The organism is Mesorhizobium sp. M0909, from assembly GCF_040319515.1.
Lineage (GTDB): Bacteria > Pseudomonadota > Alphaproteobacteria > Rhizobiales > Rhizobiaceae > Mesorhizobium.
Window position 1 is genome coordinate 306082 of sequence record NZ_JAMYOA010000004.1, and the last position, 23076, is coordinate 329157.

Here is a 23076-nt window from a genome sequence, read left to right on the forward strand (position 1 = left end):
CACAAGGAGAGAAGGGAAGAGTGCGCTACACGTCAGCCCTGAACGTCTGCTTCTGGATGCCCAGCCCTTCGATGCCGAGCTCGACGACGTCGCCGGGCTTCAGGAACACCGGCGGCTTCATGCCGAGGCCGACGCCGGGCGGCGTGCCGGTCGAGATGATGTCGCCGGGGTGCAGCGACATGAACTGGCTGAGATAGGACACGAGATAAGCGACGCCGAAGACCATGGTCTTGGTCGAGCCGTTTTGCATCGTCTTGCCGTTGACCGTCAGCCACATCGGGATGTTCTGCGGGTCCTTGACCTCGTCCTTGGTCACCAGCCACGGACCGATCGGCCCGAACGTGTCGCAGCTCTTGCCCTTGGTCCACTGGCCCTGGCGCTCGGCCTGGAACGCGCGCTCGGAGACGTCATGCGCGACGCAATAGCCGGCGACATAATCCAGCGCCTCGGCCTCGGTGACATACTTCGCTTTTCTGCCGATGACCACGCCGAGCTCGACCTCCCAGTCGGTCTTGACCGAGCCGCGCGGGATCAGCACGTCGTCATTCGGCCCGACAATAGCCGAGCTTGCCTTCATGAAGATGATCGGCTCAGGCGGCACGGTAGCGCCGGTTTCGGCGGCGTGGTCGGAATAGTTGAGACCGATGCAGATGAATTTGCCGGTGCCGGCGACGCAGGCGCCGATCCGCGGCTTGCCGGAAACCGCCGGCAGCGATTTCGGATCGAGCTTCGACAATGTCTCGAGCGATGCCGGGTCAAGCGCCTTGCCGGCAATGTCGGTGACATGGGCGGAGAGGTCACGGATCGTTCCATCGGCATCGAGCAGGCCGGGGCGTTCGTTCCCCGCCTCGCCATAGCGCAGCAGTTTCATAGAATTCCTCTCCTTGATTTGAGATGAGCTTAGATCGACCAGCCACCGTCGATATTATAAGCCTGCCCCGACGTATAGGTGGCGCCGGCCAGATAGACGGCGAGATCGGCGATTTCCTCGGGCGTGCCGAGGCGGCCCATCGGCTGGCGAGCGATGAAGGCGGCGCGAGCTGCTTCGTAGTCGCCCTGCGCATGCATGCGATCCTGCAGCGACGGGCTTTCGACCGTGCCCGGACAGATCGCATTGCAGCGTATGCCCTTGCCGACATAGTCGGCGGCGACCGATTTGGTCAGGCCGATGACGGCTGCCTTGGTCAGCCCGTAAACGAAGCGGTTCGGCACGCCCTTGGTCGAACTGGCCAGCGACGCCATGTTGATGATCGAGCCGTCGCCGCGTTCCAGCATGCCGGGCAGCACGGCGCGGATGGTGCGGATCATCGAGCGGACATTGAGATCATAGGCGAAGTCGAGATCGCCGTCCTTCATCTCGAGGATCGAGCCGGAATGGACGAAGCCGGCGCAATTGAACAGCACGTCGACGGCGCCGATCTCGGCAAAAGCGGCATTCACCGCCTCGTCGTTCAGCACGTCGAGCTTGCGGGTCTTGATACCGGGCGTCTTGCCGAGATCGGCGAGCACCACCTCGTTGATGTCGGTGGCATGGACGACGGCGCCGGCCTTGGCGAACGCCAGCGCACTTGCCCGGCCGATGCCTTGCGCCGCCGCCGTGACGACAACGATCTTGCCAGTCAGATCTGCCATGCTTTTCTCCTCGCCCGTCTTTAATCGTTCGGCTTTTTACCGGCACAAGGCCGGGCGCAATGTGCCAGGCGGGCAGTACCATCCCGCCTGTTTCGGTATTCGCTTGCCGCCCAAATGTTTTTTCTCGGTAAAGAACATCTTTTGGCCCGTCAAGCCCGGACGTCCCCTCCGGGACACTCAGTCGCCGTAGGGCACCCAGACGTTCTTGACCTCGATCGCACGCCGCAGCAAGGCATCGCCGGCTGCTTGGCTCGACGCCCAGTCGAGGCTGTGGCCGTTGCCGGTCCAGACACGCTTGAGATTGCCGATGGACTCGGCCTCCGCCTTGGCACAGGTGTCGGCATCGGCGAACATCCAGAGCCCGTCGACATCGTCGTGCTTGGCCAGCACGCCGGCCAGCTCGGCGCTACGGCCCGTAACGATGTTGATAGCGCCCGCCGGAACGTCGGAATATTCGATGACCTGGTAGAGGTCGGTGGCAAGCAGCGGGTATTTTTCGGATGGCACTGCGACTACGGTGTTGCCCATGGCGAGCGCCGGTGCCATCAGCGAGATCAGGCCAAGCAGAGGCGCATTGTCCGGTGCGATGATGCCGACGACGCCGACTGGCTCGTGCAGCGCCAGCGTGACGGCGCGGGCCGGCGGCTGGTGGACGCCGCCCTCGAATTTGTCGGCCAGGCCGGCATAGAGGAACAGGCGCTCGATCGACAGCTCGACCTCGTCACGCGCCGCCTTGCCGGTCGCGCCGGTGAGCTGGGTCAAACGGGCGGCAAACTCGTCGGCGCGGCCGGAAAGGTTTTCGGCCACGTAGTAGAGTACCTGGCTGCGGTTGTAGGCGGTCGCCTCCGGCCAGGCCTTGCAGGCGCGCGCGGCCGCGACGGCGTCGCGGATATCCTTGCGGTTGCCGAGACCGACCTCGCCGGCAAGCTTGCCCTTGGCGCTGGCGATGGGCAAGGAATAATTGCCGTCCGGCCGGACCTGCTTGCCGCCGATGAACAGCTTTGCCGTGCGGTCGATGACGCCACCTTCCGCCTGCTCGACAGGTTGGGCAGAAGAATTTGCGGGTTTGATGATCGGGCCGAGCGGCAGTTTTGCCGAGAGATATTCGAACATGCCCTCGCGCCCGCCTTCGCGGCCAAAGCCGCTCTCGCGATAGCCGCCGAAGCCGCAGGCGGCGTCGAACATATTGGTGCCGTTGACCCAGACGACGCCGGCCTTCAATTGCGGCGCGACGTGCAGGGCAAGATTGATGTTCTCGCTCCACACCGAAGCGGCCAGGCCATAGCGTGTGTTGTTGGCGAGCTCGATCGCTTCCTCGGTGTTGCGGAAGGTCATGGTGACGAGCACCGGCCCGAACACCTCTTCCTGTGCCAAGATGTTAGCCGGCGAAACACCGGTCGCCAGCGTCGGCAGATGGTAATAGCCCGCGGCGGGCAGCGCCGAGTCCGGCTGCCAGCAGATCGCGCCCTGCTTGGCACCGTCGGCGATCAGGCCCTTGACGCGATCGAGCTGAGTCAAATCGACCAGCGGGCCGATATCGGTGTTCTTGTCGAGCGGGCTGCCGACGCGCAGCCGGCTCATCCGCGTCTTGACCTTGGCGATGAAGGCGTCGGCGATGCCTTCCTGCACCAGAAGGCGCGAGCCGGCACAGCACACCTGGCCCTGGTTGAACCAGATGCCGTCGACCAGACCCTCGACGGCGCTGTCGAGGTCGGCATCCTCGAAAACGACGAATGCCGACTTGCCGCCAAGCTCCAGCGAAAGTTTCTTGCCCGAGCCGGCAGTGGCCTTGCGGATGATCTTGCCGACCTCGGACGAACCGGTGAAGGCAATCTTCTGGACGCCGGGATGGTTGACGATGGCCGCGCCCGCCTCCGGCCCGCCCTGGACGATGTTGACGACGCCCTTCGGCACGCCGGCGCGTGCGCAGATCTCGGCAAACAGGATCGCGGTGAGTGGCGTGAATTCCGCGGGTTTGAGCACCACGGTGCAGCCCGCGGCGAGCGCCGGCGCGATCTTCCAGGCGAGCATCAAGAGCGGGAAGTTCCACGGGATGATCTGGCCGACGACGCCGACGCCCTTGTGACCGGGAAAATCCCTGTCCAGCGTCTGCGCCCAGCCGGCATGATGGATAAAATGGCGGATCGCCAGCGGCACGTCGATGTCGCGGCTTTCGCGGATCGGCTTGCCATTGTCGATTGTCTCAAGCACCGCGAACAGCCGTTGGTGGCGCTGCATGGCGCGGCCGATGGCATAGAGCACCTTGGCTCGGCTGTAGCCGGTGCTGGCGCTCCATTTCGGCAGCGCTTTTGTGGCGGCCGACACCGCCGCGTCGATATCGGCGGCACCAGCGTCCGACACCTTGGCCAGCAGCTTTCCCGAGGACGGATCGCTGGTGTCGAAGGTTTTGCCTTCGCTGGCTGCCTTCCAGTCGCCGCCGATGAACAGCGCCTTGCCGAAATCCCGCGCGGCCAGCCAGGCATCGGCCTCGTTGCGGGCTTCCGGCGCCAGCCCGTAATCCATGGCGTGATAGCGTTCGAGGATGTTCATGAAGCGCTCCGAATCACGCCATCGCGTGGCGATGATTGGCCGAGTAGTGGCCGGTCAGATGATGCTCGAGCTGGCGCTCGATATCGGTCAAAAGGCTCGATGCTCCGAAGCGGAACAGCTCCGGCTCCAGCCACGGCCGGCCAAGCTCTTCCTTCATCAGCACCAGCCAATCGAGCGAGGCTTTTGCCGTGGAAATGCCACCGGCCGGCTTGAAGCCGATGAGATAGCCGGTTTCCTCGAAATAGGCGCGGATGGCGCGCACCATGGCAAGGCCGACCGGCAGCGTCGCGTTGACACTTTCCTTGCCGGTCGAGGTTTTGATGAAATCTGCACCCGCCATCATCGCCACCATCGAGGCGAGCATGACGTTGCGCAGCGTGGCGAGGTCGCCGGTACCGAGGATCACCTTCAGATGCGCCTCGCCGCAAGCGGCGCGCATCGAGACGATCTCGTTATAGAGCTCCTGCCATTTCGCCCCGAATACCAAGCCGCGCGGGATGACGACGTCGATCTCGTCGGCGCCGTCGCGGACCGATGCTTCGATCTCTTGCAGGCGCGTCGAAAGCGGTGCAAGTCCATGCGGGAAGGCGGTCGAAACGGCGGCGACATGGACGCCGCTGCCGCGCAGCGCTTCGACGGCGGTGGCGACGAAGGGATGATAGACGCAGACCGCCGCGGGGCGGATCTTTTCACCAGTAATGCCGAGCCCTTCGACGATGTCGCGACGGAACGGGTTCACCGCCTTGGCACAAAGCCGGCGCACGCGCTCTTCCGTGTCATTCGAGTTCAGCGTCGTCAGGTCCATGCAGGCGACGGCGCGCAGCAGCCAGGCCGCCTGGTTATCGGCCTTGATCGAGCGTCTTTTGGTCAGGCTGGCGACGCGGCGTTCCAGCGCCGAGCGGTTGACGCTGCGCATCGATTCCATGAAGCCGAGATCGAGCCTCATGCCGGGATTGCGGGCAATGCCATGGGCTTGCGGCATCGGCGCATTGGCGGCGGCGCGCGCCGGCAGCGGCGTGATCTTGGACGTGCCGAGATCGGTTTCGCGGATTGTGCTGCTCATCTCCTGCCCCTTGTTCAGCGAGTTATGCCGAAGATAGACCGTGAAGCAGCGCTTCACGAGTCCTTCAAGCGGTCATAGCGGAAAAAGACGGTCGAGGCAGCCGACTTTTGACCGTATGGTCAAAATCAGGGTCGCAAACCAGTAGACTCTGAACTGCCGCGTCTCAGCCGACGAAGGCGCGCTCGACGACGAAGCTTGCCGGATGATGCAGCGAGCCTTCCTGGAAGCCGTGGCTTTCAGCCAGCTCCTTGACGTCCTTGAGCATATGCATCGAGCCGCAGATCATGATGCGGTCGGTCTCGGGATTGAGCCTGTCGATGCCGAGATCGGTGTAGAATTTGCCCGAGCCGATCAGCGCGGTGATGCGGCCCATGCGCTCGGAGGTCTCGCGCGTTGTCGAATTATACAGCGTGACGCGGCCGCCGGTAAGCTCGCCGATCAGCGGATCGTTCTCCAGTGCGGCCACCAGTTCCTGGCCGTAGGTGAGCTCGGCATTGTCGCGGCAGGTATGGGTCAGGATAACCTGCTCGAACTTCTCATAAGTATCGGGATCGCGCAGCAGGCTGGCGAAGGGAGCAATGCCGGTGCCGGTCGAGATCATGAACAGGCGCTTGGCCGGCGTCAGCGCGTCGACCACCAGCGTGCCCGTCGACTTCTGCCGCATGATGACGGTATCGCCGATCTCGATTTTCTGCAGCTCCGAGGTAAGCGGGCCGTCCGGCACCTTGATCGAGAAGAACTCGAGTTCGTCGTCCCAGGACGGGCTGGCGATCGAATAGGCGCGGAACACTGGCTTCTCGGCATTGGGCAGGCCGATCATGACGAATTCGCCGGAGCGAAAGCGCAGCGACTGCGGCCGGGTGATGCGGAACGAAAACAGCCGGTCGGTATAATGCTTCACCGAGACCACGGTTTCGGCATAGACATTGGCCGGTATCGGAAACTGCAGCGGCCGCGCGCCGGCGGTGTTGAACGCGGATGTGGTGTTCATCAAACTAACCTTCTGGGCCGGCTCAGCGGCGGCGCCAAATCTCCACCTGCGCGCCCGAACCGGTCAGGTTCCAGCGTGCCGTTTGCACACTCCGAAGCGGTAAGCTCTTGTGTCCGGAATTTATTAGTATACAAACGATATTTGCGTCAAGACGCCGCCGTAAAACAGCTTTCCAAACTAAGGCATGTAGGCAGTTCGGGCATTTCGGGTTTCGACAATGGGACAGAATTTTTCGGCGCAAGCGCTGGATTCGACTGGCAGCGTCGTCGCCGGCATCGATGTCGGCGGAACTTTTACCGACCTCCTTCTGATCGACGGCCGTGACGGTGGCCGGGTCCACATCGCCAAGACCCCGACGACAGTCGACAACCAGGCGTTCGGCGTCGTTTCGGCACTTGGCGCCACCGGATTTCCGGTCGACGGCATCGACCTCATCGTGCACGGCACGACGACGACCACCAACGCGGTCCTGGAGCGCCGGCTGGCCAAGACCGGCATGATCACCACGCGCGGCTTTCGCGACGTCATCGAGCTTGGCCGGCGGACACGGCCGCAGGCCTATGGAATGACGGGCACCTTCGTTCCGATCATTCCGCGCAATCTGCGGCTCGAAGTGTCGGAGCGGGTCGAGGCCTCAGGCGCGGTGCGCATCCCGCTCGACGAGGCCGAGATGCGGACAGCGGTTTCACAACTGATCGCAGCCGGCTGCGAATCCCTGGTCATCCATTTCCTGCATTCCTACGCCAACCCGGCGCATGAGCGGCGCGCCGCCGAGATAGCGGCCGAGCTTTGGCCGAACGGCTACATCACGACAGGCCACGCCCTGCTTTCGGAAGCGCGCGAATTCGAGCGCGGCGTGACCGCTTCGGTCAACGCCTCGGTGCAGCCGATCCTCGAACGCTATGTCGAGCGGCTGCGCAAGGAGCTGGCGTCAAAAGGCTACGCCCGCGACTTCCTGATCATGAACGGCAATGGCGGCATGATCTCGGCCCGCTTTGTCACACGTGAGTCGGCCAAGACCGTCATGTCCGGCCCCGCTTCCGGTGTCATTGCTGCCGCCTATACCGGCAAACGCGCCGGCTTCGAAAACCTGGTCACCTACGACATGGGCGGCACCTCGACCGACGTGGCGCTGATCCGCAACGCCGAGCCGGCAGTGTCGAACGAGATCGAGATCGAATATGCGATGCCGATCCACGTGCCGATGGTGGCGGTCCATACGGTCGGCGCCGGCGGCGGCTCGATCGCCCGCGTCGATGCGGCCGGCCTGATCCAGATCGGCCCGGAAAGCGCCGGCGCCAATCCCGGGCCAATCTGCTACGGACGCGGCGGCTTGGAGCCGACCATCACCGACGCCAATCTGGTGCTCGGCAGGCTGGCGCCGAAGAAGCTGCTCGCGGTGGAAAACCCGGTCACCGTCGAACGGGTCACCGGCATATTCGAGGACAGGATCGGCCGCGCCACAGGCTTGTCCGGCGTCGAGGCGGCGGGTGCGGTGCTGCGGCTCGGCAACGTGAAGATGGCCGGCGCCATCCGCATGGTCTCGGTGTCGCGCGGCCACGACCCACGCGATTTCGCGCTGTTCGCCTTCGGCGGCGCCGGTCCGCTGCATGCGACGGCATTGGCGCGCGAACTAGGCCTGCCGAAAGTGCTGGTGCCGGCGCGGCCAGGCATCACCAATGCTCTCGGCTGCGTCGTCGCTGATCTGCGCCATGATTTCGTCAACACGGTCAACCAGCCGGTGGCCAATCTCGATGAAACCCAACTCCACGAGACATTGGAACGGCACCGAAACGAAGGCGAGGAGCTGATCGGCAAGGAAGCGGTGAAGCCGGAAGCAATCCGTGTCACGCATTCCGCCGACATGCAGTTCGTCGGCCAGACGCATATCATCAACGTGCCGCTGCCGTCGTCTGCCGTGACACGTCAGGTACTGCAGCAACTGTTCGAGAGTGCCTATTTCGCCCGCTTCAAGGTCGAGCTACCGGAAATCCGCGCCAATCTGGTCAACCTCAACACGTCGGTCACCGGGGTGCGGCCGACGATCGATCTGTCCCGGCTGATCGACCCGGCTGGGCGCGCCAAAACGCTCGAAGGGGCGCGGCGCGAGATCCGGCCGGTCTGGTACGGCGGGCGCTGGTACGATACGCCGGTCTACAGCAGGGAAAAGCTGCCGCTCGACGCAGTCATCATGGGGCCGGCGATCCTCGAACAGATGGACGCCACTACCGTGCTAGAGCCCGGCGACCGGGCGCGGTCGGATGCCGACGGCAACATCATCATCGATATCGGTGAGGCCTGAGATGGCGCAGCTCGACACTATTACGCTTTCGGTCCTCCAGGCGGCCCTGCAGCAGGTCTGCGACGAAATGGACCTGACGTTTTCGCGCGCCGCGTTTTCGCCTGTTATCGCCGAGGCCAATGACCGTTCGGATGGCATCTATTCGGCGCTCGATGGTTCGCTGATCGCGCAAGGCAGCCAGGGCCTGCCGGTGTTCGTCGGCGTTATGCAGTATTCGACCAAAACGGTGATCGAGATGATCGCCGACGGCCGCTGCCTGCCGCCCGAGCCGGGCGATATCTACATCGTCAACGATCCTTATCTCGGCGGCACCCATCTGATGGATGTGCGCTTCGCCATGCCGGTCTACCGGGACGGGAAGATCTTCTGCTGGCTGTCGAACACCGGCCATTGGCCCGACATTGGCGGTTCGGTGCCGGGCGGCTTCTCCGCCTCGGCAACGGCGGTCGAGCAGGAAGGCTTGCGGTTGCCGCCGGTGAAACTGTTCAAGAAGGGCGTGCTCGACCCGGAGATCTACGCCATCATCTCTTCCAACATCCGTGTTGCCGACCAGCGCATTGGCGATATCCGCGCACAGGCGGCGGCACTGCTGATCGGTCAGGACAGGCTCAACGGAATCCTGGATCGTTACGGAGATGAAACGGTTGTCGAAGCGATCGCCGAATTGCGGCGCCGCGCCGCTGAACAGATGCGCGTCAACATATCGGCCATTCCCGACGGGATCTATCGTTCGCTGGCCTTCGTCGATTCAGACGGCGTGGTAAACGAGCCGCTGATCATCGCGCTGGCAGTCGAGAAAAAAGGCGACACGCTCAGCTTCGACTTCTCGGGCTCATCAAAACCCTGCGCCGGGCCGATGAACAGCGTTCTGGCGACGACGTTGTCCTCGGTCTATCTCGCCATGCGCCATATTTTCCCGGATGTGCCGATCAGCGCCGGCGCCTTCGAACCGCTGATCGTCAAGCGGCCGGAAGGCACCTTCCTCGACGCCAAATATCCACGCCCTGTGTCGGGCTGCGCAGCCGAGGTTTCGCAGCGCATCGCCGAGGCGGTGTTCGCGGCGATGGTGCAGGCTCTGCCGGACAGGGTGACGGCGGCTCCGGCTGGCTCCAGCGGCAATTTCGCGCTCGGCGGCAACGACCCGGTCCGTGGCCGCGACTACGTCATGTACCAGATTTCCGGCGGCGGCTATGGTGGCAATGCTGATCACGACGGCCTGACCAATGGCTGCTCGACCATAGGCATCTCCAAGTCGCCGCCGGTCGAAATCATGGAGCAGGCCTTCCCGGTGCTCTACCGCCACTATGCGCTGCGCGAAGGCTCGGGCGGCGCCGGCAAGCACCGCGGCGGTTTCGGGCTTGCCTATGAGGTGGAAATCCTGCGCGGCGACGCCCGCGCCTCCTTCGTCATGGATCACGGCCGGTTCGGCCCGCAAGGTGCGCTCGGCGGCAAGGACGGCGCGGTCAACACGGTGACCGTGTTCCGCGACGGCAAGGAACATGTGCCGCCGCATCTGTCCAAGGAGCAGGACATCGCGTTGAAGGCAGGCGACCGCGTGCGCGTCGGCACACCGGGCGGCGGCGGCTACGGCGACCCGTTGCAGCGGGACGCCGATCTGGTGGCGAGGGATGTCGCGCTGGGCTATTACACGCCCGCAGAAGCCGCCGAAAAGTTCGGGGTCGCTCTCTCGGCGGATGGATTGGGGATCGACCGGGCAGCCACGGAAAAGAGGCGCGCCGGATGACGGCGCGGCCTCGGATTCCCTCATTTGCGGCCAACAATCAGTTGCGGTGATCCAGTCTCGCGACCAGCCGGTCGCCGGCCCACTGGATGCCGCAGACCAGGACGATCAGGACGATGACCACGGCGATCATGACTGACGTTTCGAAGCGCTGGTAACCGTAGCGGATGGCGAGGTCGCCGAGCCCGCCGGCGCCGATGGCGCCGGCCATCGCCGAGGCGCCGATCAGCGTCACCAGCGTCACCGTGAAGCCGGCGACGATGCCGGGCAGCGCTTCCGGCACCAGCACCTCGCGAATGATCGTCCAGCGGTTGCCGCCCATGGCGCGCGCCGCTTCGATCAGCCCGTGGTCGACCTCACGCAGCGACACTTCGGCGATCCGGGCATAGTAGGGCGTCGCGGCGATCGACAGCGGAACGATCGCTGCCCAAGTGCCGATCGAGGTGCCGACGATCAGCCGCGTCACCGGGATCAGCGCAACCAGCAGGATGATGAAAGGCACAGAGCGGAAGCCGTTGATGACAGCGCCAAGCGCGCGGTTCACCCACAGGTTTTCGGCGATGCCGCCGCGGTCGGTGGCGACCAGCGCCAGGCCGAGCGGCAGCCCGAAAACCAGCGAGATGAGGCCGGAGGCGGCCGTCATCAGGATCGTTTCCCAGATCGAACGGACGAGAAGCTCAAACAGAACCGGCGACATGGCCAAGCACCTCCACCCGCGCTTGGCGGGCTTTCAAGAACGCGATCACCTCTGCCAGGTGAGCTTCATTGCTGCCGGCGACCGCAACGAACAGTGTCCCGACCGGCTGCTGCTGGACGTGATCGATGCCGCCATGCACGAGGCGGAACGAGCCGGGAACTGCCGAGGCAAGATCGGACAAAAGCGGGCTTCGCGCGGCCTCACCGGCCACGTCGATCCTGAGGATCGCCTCCACGCCGGCGTTCCGCGTTAGCCGGCTTGCGATCTCTGCCGGCAATTGCGGCCGGATGCCGCCGAGCAGGCTCTGCGTGATCGCCGACTTGGGGTCCGCAAAAACCGACCAGACCGGGCCTTGCTCGACGATCCGCCCAGCGTCGATCACCGCGACACGATCGGCGATCGAACGGATCACCTCCATCTCGTGCGTGATGAGCAGGATGGTCAGGCCGAGCTGCCGGTTGATGTCTCTGAGCAAGGCAAGGATGGAGCGCGTCGTCTCCGGGTCCAACGCCGAGGTCGCTTCGTCCGACAGCAGCAGCGCCGGGCGCGCCGCAAGCGCCCGGGCAATGCCGACGCGCTGCTTCTGCCCGCCCGACAGCGACGCCGGATAGGCTTTCGCCTTCTCCGACAGGCCGACAAGCTCGAGCAGCTCGGCGGCGCGCGCCAGGCGTTCGGCCCTGGGCCGGCCTTCGATCTTGAGCGGCAGCGCTACATTGTCTTCGACCGTCTTGGCGGACAGCAGGTTGAAATGCTGGAAGATCATGCCGATGCGCCGGCGCAGCGGCTGCAATTCGCGCTCGCCGAGCCGGCTGATGTCGCGGCCTTCGATGAAGACTTGTCCTGAATCCGGCCGCTCCAGGCCGTTCAGGCAGCGTATCAGCGTCGACTTGCCGGCGCCGCTGCGGCCGATGATGCCGAGGATCTCGCCCTGGCGCACGCTGAGCGACACGCCGTCCAGCGCCGCTGTCGCGCCGAAGCGGCGCTTCAGCTCGATGAGACGCACGACATCGTTCGGTCCCGCGGAGCGGCCGCCGACGGGATGCGTGACTTCGGTGACCGAGGCGAAATGCTGGTTCATGAAAGTTCCTGTATTGGTGTCCCGCAAACGCGATCGCGGTCCGCGTTGAAGCGCGGACCGCTTTATCATGCTAGGCTTCAGCGCCCAGTCGAGCTCGGCATCAATAGGCGCTGATGCCGGTTCCCTTGTAGACCCGGTCGAATTCGGCCTTCACCTTTTCGTTCTGATAGGAGGCGACCAATGTCTTTACCCAGGGCTGGTTTTCATTGCCGGCCTTGACCGCGATGAAATTGCGATAGGGATTGTCGGCCACCGCCTCCTGGGCGATGCGGTTCTCCGGTGTGAGGCCGCTCTTAAGCGCCCAATCCGTGTTGACTACGGCCCCGTCGAGGTCTTCCACCGAGCGCCCGACGATGCCTGCGTCCAGCTCCTTGATGACCAAGTGCTTCGGGTTTTCGGCGATGTCGGTGGTCGTCGCAAGAATGCCGGTGCCCTCCCTGAGCTTGATCAGATGTTCGCTCTGCAGGACGCGCAGTGCGCGGCCCTCATTGGACGGGTCGTTCGGCACGCCAATGACCGCGCCTTCGGGCAGGTCGGCAATATTCGCGTACTTCTTGGAATAAAGGCCGATCGGCCAGACCCCGGTATAGCCGACCGGGACGATGTGATAGCCCTGCGTCTTGATCTGGTTGTCGAGATAGGGCTTGTGCTGGAAGGCGTTGGCGTCGATTTCGCCACGCTCGAGCGCTTCATTCGGCTGGGTATAGTCGTTGAACACCACGGTCTCGATCGTCAGGCCCCTCTCCACCGCCTGGGCGGTGACGACGCGCCAGACGTCCTCGTCCTCGCCGCTCATGATGCCGACCTTGACCGCCGTCTTGTCCTCGGCGAACGACGGCGCAGCAAGGCTGACAATCGCAACCGCTGATGCGAAAAGTACAGCGAGGCCGGCGCGCCGGCTTATAGTTGCCGAAAAGAATGGAAGCAAAGTGTTGGTGTTCCCAGGCATGGTCAATCCCATCGGTTTTGCAATCGTTGCGGCCAGGCGGAATGCGAAGCCTTGCGGGCATCATCGGAAATGCTGATCGCCAGATCAAAGAACAGTATTTCACACCAGATGAGGAGCCGGGAATATTCTCTCAAAGTTTCTGGTCTGGCGAGCACAGAACCCTGCCGCCTGGCGTGCTGACTCGGCTATGTGGCCCGCCGTGCGTCGGAACGGCGGGCCTTTCTGCGTCGGAATGCCCAACAAGGGCAGCAGTCTGGGATGTCGACAATGCTGGACGCGCCGCATGTCCCTTCAAAGCGACGCGCTTGTTCACTCGATGACCTTCACGATCCTGCGCGTGCCAGGATCGACCAGGACGGTCCGATTGTCGACGACGACGTAGCGGTATTTGACGCTGGGAACTTCATGAAGCTCGACGGTATCGGGCAGTGTCGAGCCGACATTGAGCTCCACGCCGGGAAGCTGGACGGACGCCAGAGGCTGCTTTTTCACATACTCGCGTACGATCGTCTCCTGCTGCGGTTCGATGACCACGTCCTGGGCCGCAGCGGCGCCAACACCCGCAAGCAGCAAGAACCCAGCCGCAGCCGCGGAAAGATGCATTCTCATGATCGTCTCCTTTCGTCGTGAGCCACCTCTGCGCTGCGCCGCGTCATGCCGTTCGCAGCGGGGTCGCTAGGTCGGTAACGTCACCGGGCAAAGCTTGTTCCGCCGCTCGGATCGCTTGCCGTTTCGCTCGGTTAATTTGGAACAAAGTTTTTTAGCCGCAGTTTTACGCGGTGAAGGGACGCATTTTCCAAGGAGATCTCTCATGAAAGGCGTTCTGATCACCAGCATGCTAGCAATCAGCGTCAGCTGCGGAGCGGCACTTGCCCAGACGCAGCAGTCGACCGACGACCAGTCCGGCGCCAATTGCGCAGCCGGCACTGCCAACTGTCCAAATGGCGCCAAGATGGGCGAGCAGGCTCAGGGCAAGGCCGGCGCTACGACTGAACAACAGGCGCAGGGCAACAAAAAGCTGAAGACCGACGAGCAAGCTCAGGGCAAGGCTGGCGCCACGACTGACCAGCAGGCCACGGGCAACACCAAAATGAAAACCGACGAGCAGGCCCAGGGCAAAACCGGAACCACCACTACCGAGCAGGCCCAAGGCAACACGAAAATGAAGACCGAGGAGCAGGCTCAGGGCAAGACTGGGACCACGACCAGCGAGCAGACTCAGGGCAACGCCTCTACGCAGACGCAGGACCAGAGTTCGACCGCTTCCATCAGCAATGTGACCGTTGAACAGAAGACAGAGATTACCCAGGTCATCAAGGAAACGAATGTCCAACCGGTTTCCAATGTCGATTTCGACATCTCTGTCGGCGTCGAGGTTCCGCGAAAGAAGGTCCGGCTGCATCGTCTGCCGGCGCGCATCGTCAAGATTGTTCCGGCTTACGAATCCTATGAATATTTCGTGCTGGCCGATGGCCGAATCGTCATCGTCGATCCGAATACCTACAAGATCGTGCTTATCCTGACCTAGTTGTAGCCGGACGGTTTGCAAGACCATTTGATTGCACCGGTAAGCCCGCGGCGCGACTTGCGCGGCGGGCCTTACCGCATCCCACTCCACAGCGTTGCAGCGTCTGCAAATCGCAGATCACGGCCCGTCCTCGGGGCGAGGAGCCAGCATGGTCTGATCGATGGTGTCGGGCAGGCATGGACTTGGAGCGCACCTTGTTCGGAATGACGCAGTGGCCATGGCATCAATATTCGGGACCAGCACCATTCTCGCGTAGTGCCGCGGCCACAGCGGTTCTCCAAACAAGATGAAGATGCCGCCAACCATCAGCGCCACCAACAAGAGCGCCGTTGCGTTTGCAAATATCTCGCCGTAGCGCATGGTAACCTGTCCCGGCCGGAAATCGATTCAGCCTGTGACAGCGGCAATCGGAACGGTGCCGAAACCCAGCTCTACTGCCCTCGGCACCTCGCGAATGCCGCCTCCCATTGGATCCTCCCGGGAATAGGCCAAGTGAATAACGGCACTCTCGGTACTTTGTTCCCGGGCCGACGACGGCCGCTCCCTTCAAGCTCGGCGTCTCCGTTGGCGAAACCGCTGGCGGTCGTCGCCCTCATTGATGCGCGGCAGCGAGATCCTTCACGTGACGTTCGTGCATTTGCAGCACCGGCAGCGTCTTTTTGGCAAATTCCTTCATCGCCGGATCGTCGCCGGAATTTGCGTAAGCGGAAAACAGCGCCACCGCTTCCTTATGCGCCTGGGTCTGCATGTCGATGTATTTCGATTGGAAGCTGTCCCCGCTGGCCTCCTTGAGTTGGTCGAGCAGCGCCTGGTGCTTGGTGTCCAGCGGCGGGCCGGCTGGCGCGGTGGCCGAAGTCGTCTGACCCTTGCTGAGCGCCGCCTTGAACTCCTCGTCGGCCTTGGTGTGGTCCGTGACCATTTGCGCCGCGAAGGCTTTTACGTCGTCGGCCTTCGCCTGCGTCTGCGCAAGTCGGCTCGATTCGATTTCGAATGTATTGGCGATGGGCACCGTCTTGACGAACGTCGCAGTGTCAACCTTGCTCATGGTGTCGGTCGTTAGAGGCGTCAGCGTCGCCGATTGGGCAAAAGCAACCAAAGGCGCGCCGGCCATCATCGCTGCCGCAGTGATGGATAGAAGTGTTTTCATGGGAGCTCTCCGAGGCTGATGTCATCCCTCGATGGCTCAACGCGGAAGCTGCAGCGAGGTTGCCTGGTCGTGGCGCCAGAGCCGCCGCGACGCCAGACAATAGTTTGGAAACGCAAAACAAAGGACGCCGGCTGCGTCCCGCAAATTGCAACGCACGCGGCGAGATCGTACGCAATCGTACAAGCTCTTTCGCTTTGCCGCGGTCTTGCTATCGTTGGCCGGGAGAGATGGGTGGAGGCTTCCGTGGGGCAGATCAAGTCGCCGCTTGGTATGGAAACCGACAAAGCCATTCATACCGTCATGGCCGACTACCATTCCGGCGATATTCTCTCGACCACCGTCGTCATAGCCGATTTGCGCAGACGCTTTCCCTAGTTCCGGCAAACCGACGAGGAGCTGGTTGGCTTCATCGTTCGCGCGTTGGACGGTCGGGAGATCGCGGTCAGTTTTGACCACCGCGGCCGTTAGGCGCTAATTTGCGGCAAAAACCAACAGGCCGCGGAGCCTATGCTCCGCGGCCTGGTCAGGCTGTGATCACCGGGCGCTTACTTGCCGCAGTGGTTGTCGTTAACCGTCGGGGCCATCGTGCCAGGAGCCTTGCCGGTCGCATCAGGCAGAGCCCCCTGCGGGCCTGGCGGGCAATTCCGGTCGGCATTCGAATTCGTCGTTGAGAAATCGCGAATGCTGTTGGTGATGGTCGAATCCGTGCCGGTGTCCGGGCCGCCATTATTCGGGGCTACGATCGTCCGCCCGCTGCCGTCGGTAGCGTCTCCGGAGGGATCGCCGACGTTCTGGGCCATCGCTGACGTGGCCAGACCGATCGTAAGCGCGGAAGCTGCGAGAATTTTCGTGAGCATGATGCTTCTCCTTTTACGAGGGTCGTCGCGTTGCGACTACGAAAACAACCGTTCGGGCGGGCGAAGGTTCCGACAAATTCCCCATGAATTTCAGCATCTTCTCAGGTGTTCAAGGCGGCCGCCATGCCATTCTCCGCCGGCATGCATCTGTGGACTTTTCTGACGGCACGGCCCGGCATTTTGCTCGCCGCATGAGTGTACGCCTTACCGTCCCGCCGGAACAGGAATGCTTCTTGCGAGTTCATACCTTTGTACAATGCGACGCGCTGATGCGAATGGCGGCAGCGCAAACAAGGAGAGCAGACATCATGGGCCTTGGAACCATTCTCATCATCATCTTGGTCCTTGCCTTGCTTGGCGGCTTCAGCGGCTTGGGCGGCGGACCGTTCTATGGCACCGGCTATTACGGTGGTGGCGGCCTCGGCTTGGTGCTGCTTATCGTCATTATCCTGGTCCTGCTTGGGCGCATTTGATGCATGTCGCGCAAAAGCATGCCCTCGGGCTTGACCGAGGGTGTGCAGCGGTTTTGTGATAACGACATGCATAAAACAGGAACCTAAAGTGCATCGCATGAGGCCGGTCAAGCGCGACACGCGTTAGTGTCACGCTCGCGACAAAAACGCCTGCCGCTTGGTAATAAGCGCCGGGCGTTTTGTCGTGAAAAGACAAGATTTCCAAGATCCTTGGCAAACCGGGACCCTGGCCAGAAAGGGCGACTCGGTGCCCGAACCTTTCGGCGCCGAGGACGCCGCCATAGCAGCAGCTTAGTGTTGGCGATCGGCGGCCAGCGCTTCTTTCAGATCGGCGCTGAGCACACCCTCGTTGAACAGCGACATGATACGGGCTGCCAACCGCTCGCGGACAGGACTGTCGTCCGCAACACCCAACTCGCGGCAGCAGTCGTCGAGCGCTTTTCTCAGCACGCTCAGTTCGGCTGGAGTTGCTGCACCTTGCATCGACATGCCATCCTCCCTTGAAAAGGGCGAAAGCGCTAAGCGTCTTTCAAGCGTCCACTCGCCATGCCTGTGTGGACGACTCCAATTCAATTAGCGCCGCTCTCGTCCAAACTCAATGTACAGAAATTACCAAGCAGACAGTTTGGGAACGACTGTCTTGCACCTGCATTGTTGCTGCGATCCAACCCACCCTCATTTGGATCACTGGGCGTAGCCCACGACGCCCGAATGGAGCCCGTTGCATCCCTCGCGACGGGCTCTTTTGCGCCCGGCGATCTCAATTGTCGTTTTCGTACCAAGCCGTCTTTGGTACGTTTCCAACTCTAACTTTCAGTCGGATGTTTTCGTAGGCAAGCGGCAGGAGAACTGCCGTGCATCGATTCATTTTTTTATTTAGTAGGCTCCATACCTTTCAGTGCTTATATAAGCGCTATCGTTCGCAGGTTATACCGGGCGCGGACGGCTGGGAGATAAAAAAGCTCTTGCCCTGTTTTGGGCCCAACTATGTCTGATCCAGCAACTTCCAATAAGAATCCATATTCGAATAAAAATCCATACAAAAACAAGCTGTTGCGCCGAATGAGCGCCGGCGATTTCGCTTCTCTCGAGCCGCACATCGAGCGCTGTCCGCTGGAGTTACGGCAATCGCTCGAAGTGTCCGGATCGCCGATCGAGGCCATTTATTTCCTCGAGGAGGGTATCGGTTCCGTGGTTGCGAAAATGCCGAACGGCAGCGATGCGGAAGTTGGCGTTGTCGGCTTGGAAGGTATGACCGGCTCGGCCCTGATAATGGGCGACGACCGTACGGTCCATGATTGCTATGTGCAGCTGGCGGGAGAAGCCGCCAAGATCGACGCCGAGCCGTTCAAAGCGGCGCTGACACAAAGCCCGACGCTGCGGCTGTTCTTGCTGCGCTACGTGCAATATCTGCATGTACAGACTGGCTTTACCGCGCTGGTTAACGCGCGATCGAAACTTGAAGACCGGCTGGCGCGCTGGCTGCTCATGTGTGACGATCGGGTGGACGGCGGCCGGCTGACGATCACTCACGAATTCCTGTCGATCATGCTTGGCGTAAGGCGCCCGGGTGTCACGGTCGCGCTGCAGCTGCTTGAGGGGCGAGGGCTCATCCGGTCCCGTCGCGGCGAAATTATCATCCGCGACCGCGATGGTCTCGTCGCACTGGCAGATGGCGGCTACGGCTTGGCCGAGGCCGAATACATCCGCCTGGTCGAGCATATCGGCGAGCGCTGACGGCGCTTTCCTCGCCGATTGCTGCCGCAGGTCGAGGCCCTTGCGACACCACACGCGGGTCGGAAAAAATTTTCAAAGCTCCCGTAGCGTCAGGGAACTTGTTTCCCGTCGGAGGGTTATCGGACACCTCCACTTTGCGAGGCGGCACCTACCATTCGGGAGAGGATCATGGCGACCACGAAAAAGGCCGCGAAGGCGGCAAGCAAGGGCCTTGAGGATCTGTTCCTCGACGGGCTCAAAGACCTCTACTACGCCGAGAAGAAGATACTGAAAGCGCTGCCCAAAATGGCCAAGGGAGCGGAGTCGGAAGAAGTGACCGCCGCTTTCGAGAAACACCGCATGGAAACCGAAGGACATGTCGACCGCCTCGAGGAGGTGTTCGAGAAATTCGGCAAGCCGGCCCGCGGCAAAACCTGTCCGGCGATTGACGGCATCATCGAAGAGGGCTCGGAAATGCTCGAGGAGTATAATGGTGCTCCCGCGCTCGACGCCGGGCTTGTCGGTGCGGCGCAAGCTGTCGAACATTACGAGATCGCTCGCTACGGCACTTTGATCGCGTGGGCGGAAGAACTTGGCAAGAGCGATGTTGTCGAGCTGCTCAGGGCAACTCTCAAGGAAGAGGTCGCGACCGACGAAGCGCTTTCCAAGCTCGGCGAAAGCGGTGTCAACGAACGCGCAATGCAAGAAGCCGCTTGATTTCAAAACCGCAACCGAGCCTCGGAAATGTTGCCAAGGCTCGGTTGGCCGCGGCGAACCGGTGAATTCTGCATTGGTCCGTCATGAACGGTAGAGCCGGCGGCTAGAACCTTGAAGCGGTGCCTCGGAGCGGACTTACTCGATCTGCTCGAACGTGCATTGCCGGGGCTCCTTGTCCGGCCGCCAGCGCAACAGCTTTGTCCCGTGCCGGAACCGGTCCCCTGTCACATGGTCGAACCGAACCTCGACCACCAGTTCAGGCTTTATCGGTTCCCATTGTCCGCTCCGCTCCGTGCTCCAGCGGCTTGGTCCGCCCGGCGCCTTGCCGGTGAAACCCGGTTTGGCCCGCAGTTTTTCCAGCCGTCTGGTCAATGCTGCCCTGTCGTCCTTGCCGATGGTCGAGGTGAACCCGACATGGTCCAGCCTGCCTTCGTTATTGTAGAGGCCAAGCAGCAGGGATCCGACTTCGTTGCTGCCGGCGAGATAGCGAAAGCCGCCGACCACGCAATCCGCAGTGCGCAGTCGCTTGACCTTGACCATGGCGCGCTCGCCGGGCCGGTATGGCCCGGCGATCAGTTTTGCAACAACACCGTCGGTGGAGCCGTGGCCGGCGCCCTGCAGCCAGCGCTCGGCGGTAGCGGCGTCGTGCGTATATTTGGACAGGTGCAGTTCGGGCCGTGCCGCCGTCGCGACAAAGGCCTCAATCGCCTGCCTCCTGGTGGTGAGAGGCTCTTCGATGATGATCCTGCCGCCGGGTTCGGCCAGCATATCGAACAGGACCAGCATGGCAGGCGTCTCGAGGCTTAACTTGCGGATCCTGCTTTCGGCGGGATGAAGGCGCATTTGCAGGGCCTCGAAAGAGGACGATCCGTCGACCTCGATGACAATCTCGCCATCGGCAACAAACTGTCGCGAGCTCACATCGCGCAGCACCGCGACCAGTTCGGGAAAATAGCGGCCAAGCGGCTTGCCGGATTTTGCACGCAGGTCGACCGCATCGTCGCCCTTGAACGCGAGGCAGCGAAACCCGTCCCATTTCGGCTCGTATTGCCAAAGCCCGTCGCCGCCAGGAATTGCATCGGCGGCTTTGGCTTCCATCGGACGAAGGTCGAGCGGCAACGGAAATGCGGTCATGGCTGGTCCGCGCCGCCGCTACGCCATTCGCTACCGCCGCCGGCCATTCCCCTGTGCCCCGCTTTGCCGCCTCGGCGCCTTGCGGCCGGCTTGGTCGGCGGAAGGCGAAAGCGGATCGACCTCGCCGGATCCACCGATCTCCTTGGTGATGCGATAGGCCAGATAAGCGACGGCTCCAGCAAGCAGCAAGCGGACCATGACTGCAAATCCTTCGTTGGCGTGAACCAACCAACCCGCAGGCCGAAGGTTTTGTTCCGCCGCTGCCCATCTTCGGGTGAATCGTCGGCGGCGCAACCAAAATCCAGGCGCATCGTTTGTTGCTTATCGACGAAAAGAATTTGCGATGAAGACGCTCTTGCCCTTGTTCGCTTTGACCATGGCGCTATTCCTGGCCAGCAGCGCCTGGCCCGACGGGTGACCGCGATGCTCCTCGTTGTTCCGGTTTGGCAGGACATCGCAGCACGACTACTTCTGACCGCGCTCGCCGGCCTGTTGATAGGCCTCAACCGGGAGGCGCGGGGGCACGCGGCGGGGCTACGCACCACCGTGCTGGTCGGGTTGGCGGCCGCCATCGCAATGGTCCAGGCCAGCATTCTGCTGGGAACTGTTGGCAAGCACCCGGATTCGTTTGCATCGATGGACGTCTTGCGCTTTCCGCTGGGCGTGCTGACCGGCGTCGGCTTTATCGGCGGTGGCGCCATTCTTCGCCGTGGGAGTCTTGTCAGCGGCGTCACCACGGCGGCCACCTTGTGGGTGATGACGGCGATCGGATTGGCTTTCGGTGGTGGCCAATACGGCTTGGGCGCGGCCGGCACCGCACTGACGCTGGCCACCTTGCTCGTCCTGAAATGGGTGGATCTTCGAATTTCGCGCGAACACCACGCCCAGTTGGCGGTGACCTGGAAGGCCGCAGCCCGACAGGAACTCGATACGATGATCGGGCCGCTTGGCTACCGGGCACGCCTCGTCGCGATAGAGAGGCGCCCGGATATCAAAGACCCTGTTTTCTCGTTCGAGATCAGTTGGAGACGGCCGGACACTGGCGCACCGCCAATAGATCTGCTGGAATCGGTGGGCGAGCATTGCGAGATCCAGAAGTTTGATCTCCTCAGCGAACCTGCCCGCTAGCTGGCGGCTTGCAACGATCGCGGCCTGAATCAGGCCATAGCTTCTCCACACCCCTTTCGATACCTATCTGTCGAGGCAGGACTCAAGGAGCAAGCAAAAGACCGTGGCACAGCGATCGGGAAGTGCTGATCTCCCACTTCACGGCGGGCGCGTACCGAAATGGCTCGGCGACCGCATGACGCGGCTTGGCGCGGTCATGTGCGAGGCGATCATCCACCATTACGGCCGCGATGAATTGCTGCGCCGGCTGGCGCATCCGTTCTGGTTCCAGTCTTTTGGCGCCGTGATGGGGATGGACTGGCATTCCTCCGGCATCACCACCAGCGTCGTCGGAGCGTTGAAGCGCGGGCTGTCGCCGCTTTCCGGCGAACTCGGCATCCACGTTTGCGGCGGCCGCGGCGCGCATTCGCGCAAGACCCCGCATGAGCTCGCCCTGATCGGCGAGCGTGTCGGCCTCGACGGGCAAGGCCTCGCGACTGCCAGCCGGCTTGTCGCCAAGGTGGACAGCGCCGCGGTCCAGGACGGTTTCGATCTCTATCTGCACGGCTTTATCGTCACCGACGACGGCAAGTGGGTGGTGGTGCAGCAAGGCATGAACGGCGACAGCAAGGTGGCGCGCCGCTATCACTGGCTGTCCGAGGGCCTGAAGAGCTTTGTCGACCAGCCGCATGCTGCCATCGAGGGCGCCAATCAGGGCGAGATCGTCAACCTGACCGACCGCCGCGCCGAAGCGTCGCGCCAGGGACAACTGGACCTTCTGCACGGCCTTGGACCGGATCGCATCGTGAGGGAACTTGCCGCTTTGGAGCGGGGTTCGGCGCCAGCGCCGGAGCCGGCGCAAAAGCTGTTGCCGCATCTGGTCATGCCGGCGCACCACGATGTGCGCGAAAGCGATGTCGTCATGCGCCGCCTGCACGGCAACATCGCCGCGGCGGCCGAGCGCGGCCCGACGGATTTCGCCGAGCTTCTCCTGGTGCCCAATGTCGGCGCGCGCACGGTGCGGGCGCTGGCGTTGGTCGCCGAAGTCGTGCATGGCGCGCCGTGCCGTTTTTCCGATCCAGGACGCTTCTCGCTGGCGCATGGCGGCAAGGACAGGCACCCGTTCCCTGTGCCGCTGAAAGTCTATGACGAGACGATCGGCGTGCTGAAGTCGGCTGTCCACAAGGCCAGGCTCGGCCGTGACGAAGAGATCGGCGCCTTGCGGCGGCTGGACGACCAGTCGCGGCAGGTCGAGCGCTATGTCACCGGCCCAAGCCTGAAGGAAATCGTCGCCGGGGAGTTCGAGCAATCGCATCTGCTCGGCGGCCGCAGCGTCTTCGGTTGGGAGGGTGTACCCGAAACGGCCGCAGTCAAATCAACGAAGTGATCGGCTC

24 protein-coding genes are annotated in these 23076 nt (G+C 62.7%); 9 read left to right on the forward strand and 15 right to left on the reverse strand.

What is annotated here, in order from left to right; all coding sequences use genetic code 11:
* Window positions 1-25: 25 nt before the first annotated feature.
* The 5 genes from NKH83_RS08220 to NKH83_RS08240 form a co-directional block, all read right to left on the reverse strand.
* Entirely contained in the window at window positions 26-871 is an 846-nt protein-coding gene (locus tag NKH83_RS08220) for a fumarylacetoacetate hydrolase family protein (protein WP_352476911.1), read from the reverse strand.
* A gap of 29 nt (window positions 872-900) precedes the next feature.
* Window positions 901-1632, reverse strand: coding sequence for an SDR family oxidoreductase (locus NKH83_RS08225; RefSeq protein ID WP_254815741.1), 732 nt, complete (start codon window positions 1630-1632; stop codon window positions 901-903).
* A gap of 177 nt (window positions 1633-1809) precedes the next feature.
* Window positions 1810-4182, reverse strand: coding sequence for an aldehyde dehydrogenase family protein (locus NKH83_RS08230; RefSeq protein WP_352476912.1), 2373 nt, complete (start codon window positions 4180-4182; stop codon window positions 1810-1812).
* A gap of 13 nt (window positions 4183-4195) precedes the next feature.
* Window positions 4196-5245 (reverse strand): deoxyribose-phosphate aldolase, encoded by a 1050-nt coding sequence (deoC, locus tag NKH83_RS08235; protein WP_352476913.1) that lies wholly within the window; start codon window positions 5243-5245, stop codon window positions 4196-4198.
* 163 nt (window positions 5246-5408) lie between these two features.
* On the reverse strand, window positions 5409-6236 hold the full coding sequence (locus tag NKH83_RS08240; RefSeq protein ID WP_352476915.1) for a ferredoxin--NADP reductase: 828 nt from the start codon (window positions 6234-6236) through the stop codon (window positions 5409-5411).
* Between the two features lie 217 nt (window positions 6237-6453).
* On the opposite strand from NKH83_RS08240, the gene NKH83_RS08245 reads away from it, so the two are divergent.
* On the forward strand, window positions 6454-8538 hold the full coding sequence (locus tag NKH83_RS08245) for a hydantoinase/oxoprolinase family protein (protein ID WP_352803166.1): 2085 nt from the start codon (window positions 6454-6456) through the stop codon (window positions 8536-8538).
* Between the two features lies 1 nt (window position 8539).
* Window positions 8540-10282: a hydantoinase B/oxoprolinase family protein gene (locus NKH83_RS08250; protein ID WP_352803168.1), complete on the forward strand. Its 1743-nt coding sequence runs from the start codon at window positions 8540-8542 to the stop codon at window positions 10280-10282.
* A gap of 37 nt (window positions 10283-10319) precedes the next feature.
* Here the strand turns inward: NKH83_RS08250 and NKH83_RS08255 are convergent, their stop codons facing one another.
* The 4 genes from NKH83_RS08255 to NKH83_RS08270 form a co-directional block, all read right to left on the reverse strand.
* Window positions 10320-10976, reverse strand: coding sequence for a methionine ABC transporter permease (locus NKH83_RS08255; RefSeq protein ID WP_352476918.1), 657 nt, complete (start codon window positions 10974-10976; stop codon window positions 10320-10322).
* Complete coding sequence (locus NKH83_RS08260) at window positions 10957-12054, reverse strand: methionine ABC transporter ATP-binding protein (protein WP_352476919.1); 1098 nt, start codon at window positions 12052-12054, stop codon at window positions 10957-10959. The genes NKH83_RS08255 and NKH83_RS08260 overlap by 20 nt, the downstream gene beginning before the upstream one ends.
* 100 nt (window positions 12055-12154) lie before the next feature.
* Window positions 12155-13003 (reverse strand): MetQ/NlpA family lipoprotein, encoded by an 849-nt coding sequence (locus NKH83_RS08265; protein ID WP_352476920.1) that lies wholly within the window; start codon window positions 13001-13003, stop codon window positions 12155-12157.
* A 309-nt stretch (window positions 13004-13312) separates the two neighbouring features.
* A complete protein-coding gene (locus NKH83_RS08270; protein ID WP_254815751.1) occupies window positions 13313-13612 on the reverse strand; it encodes a DUF1236 domain-containing protein in 300 nt (99 codons plus the stop codon).
* A gap of 202 nt (window positions 13613-13814) precedes the next feature.
* On the opposite strand from NKH83_RS08270, the gene NKH83_RS08275 reads away from it, so the two are divergent.
* A complete protein-coding gene (locus NKH83_RS08275; protein WP_352803173.1) occupies window positions 13815-14531 on the forward strand; it encodes a DUF1236 domain-containing protein in 717 nt (238 codons plus the stop codon).
* Between the two features lie 117 nt (window positions 14532-14648).
* Here NKH83_RS08275 and NKH83_RS08280 read toward each other — a convergent pair whose 3' ends face one another.
* Complete coding sequence (locus NKH83_RS08280; RefSeq protein WP_352803177.1) at window positions 14649-14891, reverse strand: polymerase; 243 nt, start codon at window positions 14889-14891, stop codon at window positions 14649-14651.
* A gap of 232 nt (window positions 14892-15123) precedes the next feature.
* Window positions 15124-15645, reverse strand: a complete 522-nt coding sequence (locus tag NKH83_RS08285) for a DUF4142 domain-containing protein (protein ID WP_352647974.1) — start codon at window positions 15643-15645, stop codon at window positions 15124-15126.
* A 276-nt stretch (window positions 15646-15921) separates the two neighbouring features.
* On the opposite strand from NKH83_RS08285, the gene NKH83_RS08290 reads away from it, so the two are divergent.
* Window positions 15922-16053, forward strand: coding sequence for a hypothetical protein (locus NKH83_RS08290; RefSeq protein WP_352803181.1), 132 nt, complete (start codon window positions 15922-15924; stop codon window positions 16051-16053).
* Between the two features lie 170 nt (window positions 16054-16223).
* On the opposite strand, the gene NKH83_RS08295 is transcribed toward NKH83_RS08290, so the two are convergent.
* A complete protein-coding gene (locus NKH83_RS08295) occupies window positions 16224-16535 on the reverse strand; it encodes a hypothetical protein (RefSeq protein ID WP_352803185.1) in 312 nt (103 codons plus the stop codon).
* Between the two features lie 308 nt (window positions 16536-16843).
* Between NKH83_RS08295 and NKH83_RS08300 the strand changes: the two genes are divergently transcribed.
* On the forward strand, window positions 16844-17008 hold the full coding sequence (locus NKH83_RS08300; RefSeq protein WP_023677107.1) for a DUF3309 family protein: 165 nt from the start codon (window positions 16844-16846) through the stop codon (window positions 17006-17008).
* 291 nt (window positions 17009-17299) lie between these two features.
* Here the strand turns inward: NKH83_RS08300 and NKH83_RS08305 are convergent, their stop codons facing one another.
* Window positions 17300-17497, reverse strand: a complete 198-nt coding sequence (locus tag NKH83_RS08305; RefSeq protein WP_254815757.1) for a hypothetical protein — start codon at window positions 17495-17497, stop codon at window positions 17300-17302.
* 498 nt (window positions 17498-17995) lie between these two features.
* On the opposite strand from NKH83_RS08305, the gene NKH83_RS08310 reads away from it, so the two are divergent.
* Both NKH83_RS08310 and NKH83_RS08315 read left to right on the forward strand, forming a co-directional pair.
* Complete coding sequence (locus tag NKH83_RS08310; RefSeq protein ID WP_352803187.1) at window positions 17996-18745, forward strand: Crp/Fnr family transcriptional regulator; 750 nt, start codon at window positions 17996-17998, stop codon at window positions 18743-18745.
* A 168-nt stretch (window positions 18746-18913) separates the two neighbouring features.
* Complete coding sequence (locus NKH83_RS08315; protein WP_254815759.1) at window positions 18914-19441, forward strand: YciE/YciF ferroxidase family protein; 528 nt, start codon at window positions 18914-18916, stop codon at window positions 19439-19441.
* A gap of 135 nt (window positions 19442-19576) precedes the next feature.
* Here NKH83_RS08315 and NKH83_RS08320 read toward each other — a convergent pair whose 3' ends face one another.
* A complete protein-coding gene (locus NKH83_RS08320; protein WP_352803190.1) occupies window positions 19577-20575 on the reverse strand; it encodes an ATP-dependent DNA ligase in 999 nt (332 codons plus the stop codon).
* Window positions 20576-20605: 30 nt separating this feature from the next.
* Window positions 20606-20773: a hypothetical protein gene (locus tag NKH83_RS08325; RefSeq protein WP_352803193.1), complete on the reverse strand. Its 168-nt coding sequence runs from the start codon at window positions 20771-20773 to the stop codon at window positions 20606-20608.
* Window positions 20774-20998: 225 nt separating this feature from the next.
* On the opposite strand from NKH83_RS08325, the gene NKH83_RS08330 reads away from it, so the two are divergent.
* Both NKH83_RS08330 and NKH83_RS08335 read left to right on the forward strand, forming a co-directional pair.
* On the forward strand, window positions 20999-21703 hold the full coding sequence (locus tag NKH83_RS08330) for an MgtC/SapB family protein (RefSeq protein ID WP_352476927.1): 705 nt from the start codon (window positions 20999-21001) through the stop codon (window positions 21701-21703).
* A gap of 103 nt (window positions 21704-21806) precedes the next feature.
* On the forward strand, window positions 21807-23069 hold the full coding sequence (locus NKH83_RS08335; RefSeq protein ID WP_254815763.1) for a DUF763 domain-containing protein: 1263 nt from the start codon (window positions 21807-21809) through the stop codon (window positions 23067-23069).
* Window positions 23070-23076: the final 7 nt, after the last annotated feature.

Bases quoted from the DNA above. Each gene is read 5' to 3' on its own strand.
- NKH83_RS08220 (WP_352476911.1), bottom strand. From the start codon at position 871: ATGAAACTGCTGCGCTATGGCGAGGCGGGGAACGAACGCCCCGGCCTG.
- NKH83_RS08225 (WP_254815741.1), bottom strand. From the start codon at position 1,632: ATGGCAGATCTGACTGGCAAGATCGTTGTCGTCACGGCGGCGGCGCAA.
- NKH83_RS08230 (WP_352476912.1), bottom strand. From the start codon at position 4,182: ATGAACATCCTCGAACGCTATCACGCCATGGATTACGGGCTGGCGCCG.
- deoC (WP_352476913.1), bottom strand. From the start codon at position 5,245: ATGAGCAGCACAATCCGCGAAACCGATCTCGGCACGTCCAAGATCACG.
- NKH83_RS08240 (WP_352476915.1), bottom strand. From the start codon at position 6,236: ATGAACACCACATCCGCGTTCAACACCGCCGGCGCGCGGCCGCTGCAG.
- NKH83_RS08245 (WP_352803166.1), top strand. From the start codon at position 6,454: ATGGGACAGAATTTTTCGGCGCAAGCGCTGGATTCGACTGGCAGCGTC.
- NKH83_RS08250 (WP_352803168.1), top strand. From the start codon at position 8,540: ATGGCGCAGCTCGACACTATTACGCTTTCGGTCCTCCAGGCGGCCCTG.
- NKH83_RS08255 (WP_352476918.1), bottom strand. From the start codon at position 10,976: ATGTCGCCGGTTCTGTTTGAGCTTCTCGTCCGTTCGATCTGGGAAACG.
- NKH83_RS08260 (WP_352476919.1), bottom strand. From the start codon at position 12,054: ATGAACCAGCATTTCGCCTCGGTCACCGAAGTCACGCATCCCGTCGGC.
- NKH83_RS08265 (WP_352476920.1), bottom strand. From the start codon at position 13,003: ATGCCTGGGAACACCAACACTTTGCTTCCATTCTTTTCGGCAACTATA.
- NKH83_RS08270 (WP_254815751.1), bottom strand. From the start codon at position 13,612: ATGAGAATGCATCTTTCCGCGGCTGCGGCTGGGTTCTTGCTGCTTGCG.
- NKH83_RS08275 (WP_352803173.1), top strand. From the start codon at position 13,815: ATGAAAGGCGTTCTGATCACCAGCATGCTAGCAATCAGCGTCAGCTGC.
- NKH83_RS08280 (WP_352803177.1), bottom strand. From the start codon at position 14,891: ATGCGCTACGGCGAGATATTTGCAAACGCAACGGCGCTCTTGTTGGTG.
- NKH83_RS08285 (WP_352647974.1), bottom strand. From the start codon at position 15,645: ATGATGGCCGGCGCGCCTTTGGTTGCTTTTGCCCAATCGGCGACGCTG.
- NKH83_RS08295 (WP_352803185.1), bottom strand. From the start codon at position 16,535: ATGCTCACGAAAATTCTCGCAGCTTCCGCGCTTACGATCGGTCTGGCC.
- NKH83_RS08300 (WP_023677107.1), top strand. From the start codon at position 16,844: ATGGGCCTTGGAACCATTCTCATCATCATCTTGGTCCTTGCCTTGCTT.
- NKH83_RS08305 (WP_254815757.1), bottom strand. From the start codon at position 17,497: ATGTCGATGCAAGGTGCAGCAACTCCAGCCGAACTGAGCGTGCTGAGA.
- NKH83_RS08310 (WP_352803187.1), top strand. From the start codon at position 17,996: ATGTCTGATCCAGCAACTTCCAATAAGAATCCATATTCGAATAAAAAT.
- NKH83_RS08315 (WP_254815759.1), top strand. From the start codon at position 18,914: ATGGCGACCACGAAAAAGGCCGCGAAGGCGGCAAGCAAGGGCCTTGAG.
- NKH83_RS08320 (WP_352803190.1), bottom strand. From the start codon at position 20,575: ATGACCGCATTTCCGTTGCCGCTCGACCTTCGTCCGATGGAAGCCAAA.
- NKH83_RS08325 (WP_352803193.1), bottom strand. From the start codon at position 20,773: ATGGTCCGCTTGCTGCTTGCTGGAGCCGTCGCTTATCTGGCCTATCGC.
- NKH83_RS08330 (WP_352476927.1), top strand. From the start codon at position 20,999: ATGCTCCTCGTTGTTCCGGTTTGGCAGGACATCGCAGCACGACTACTT.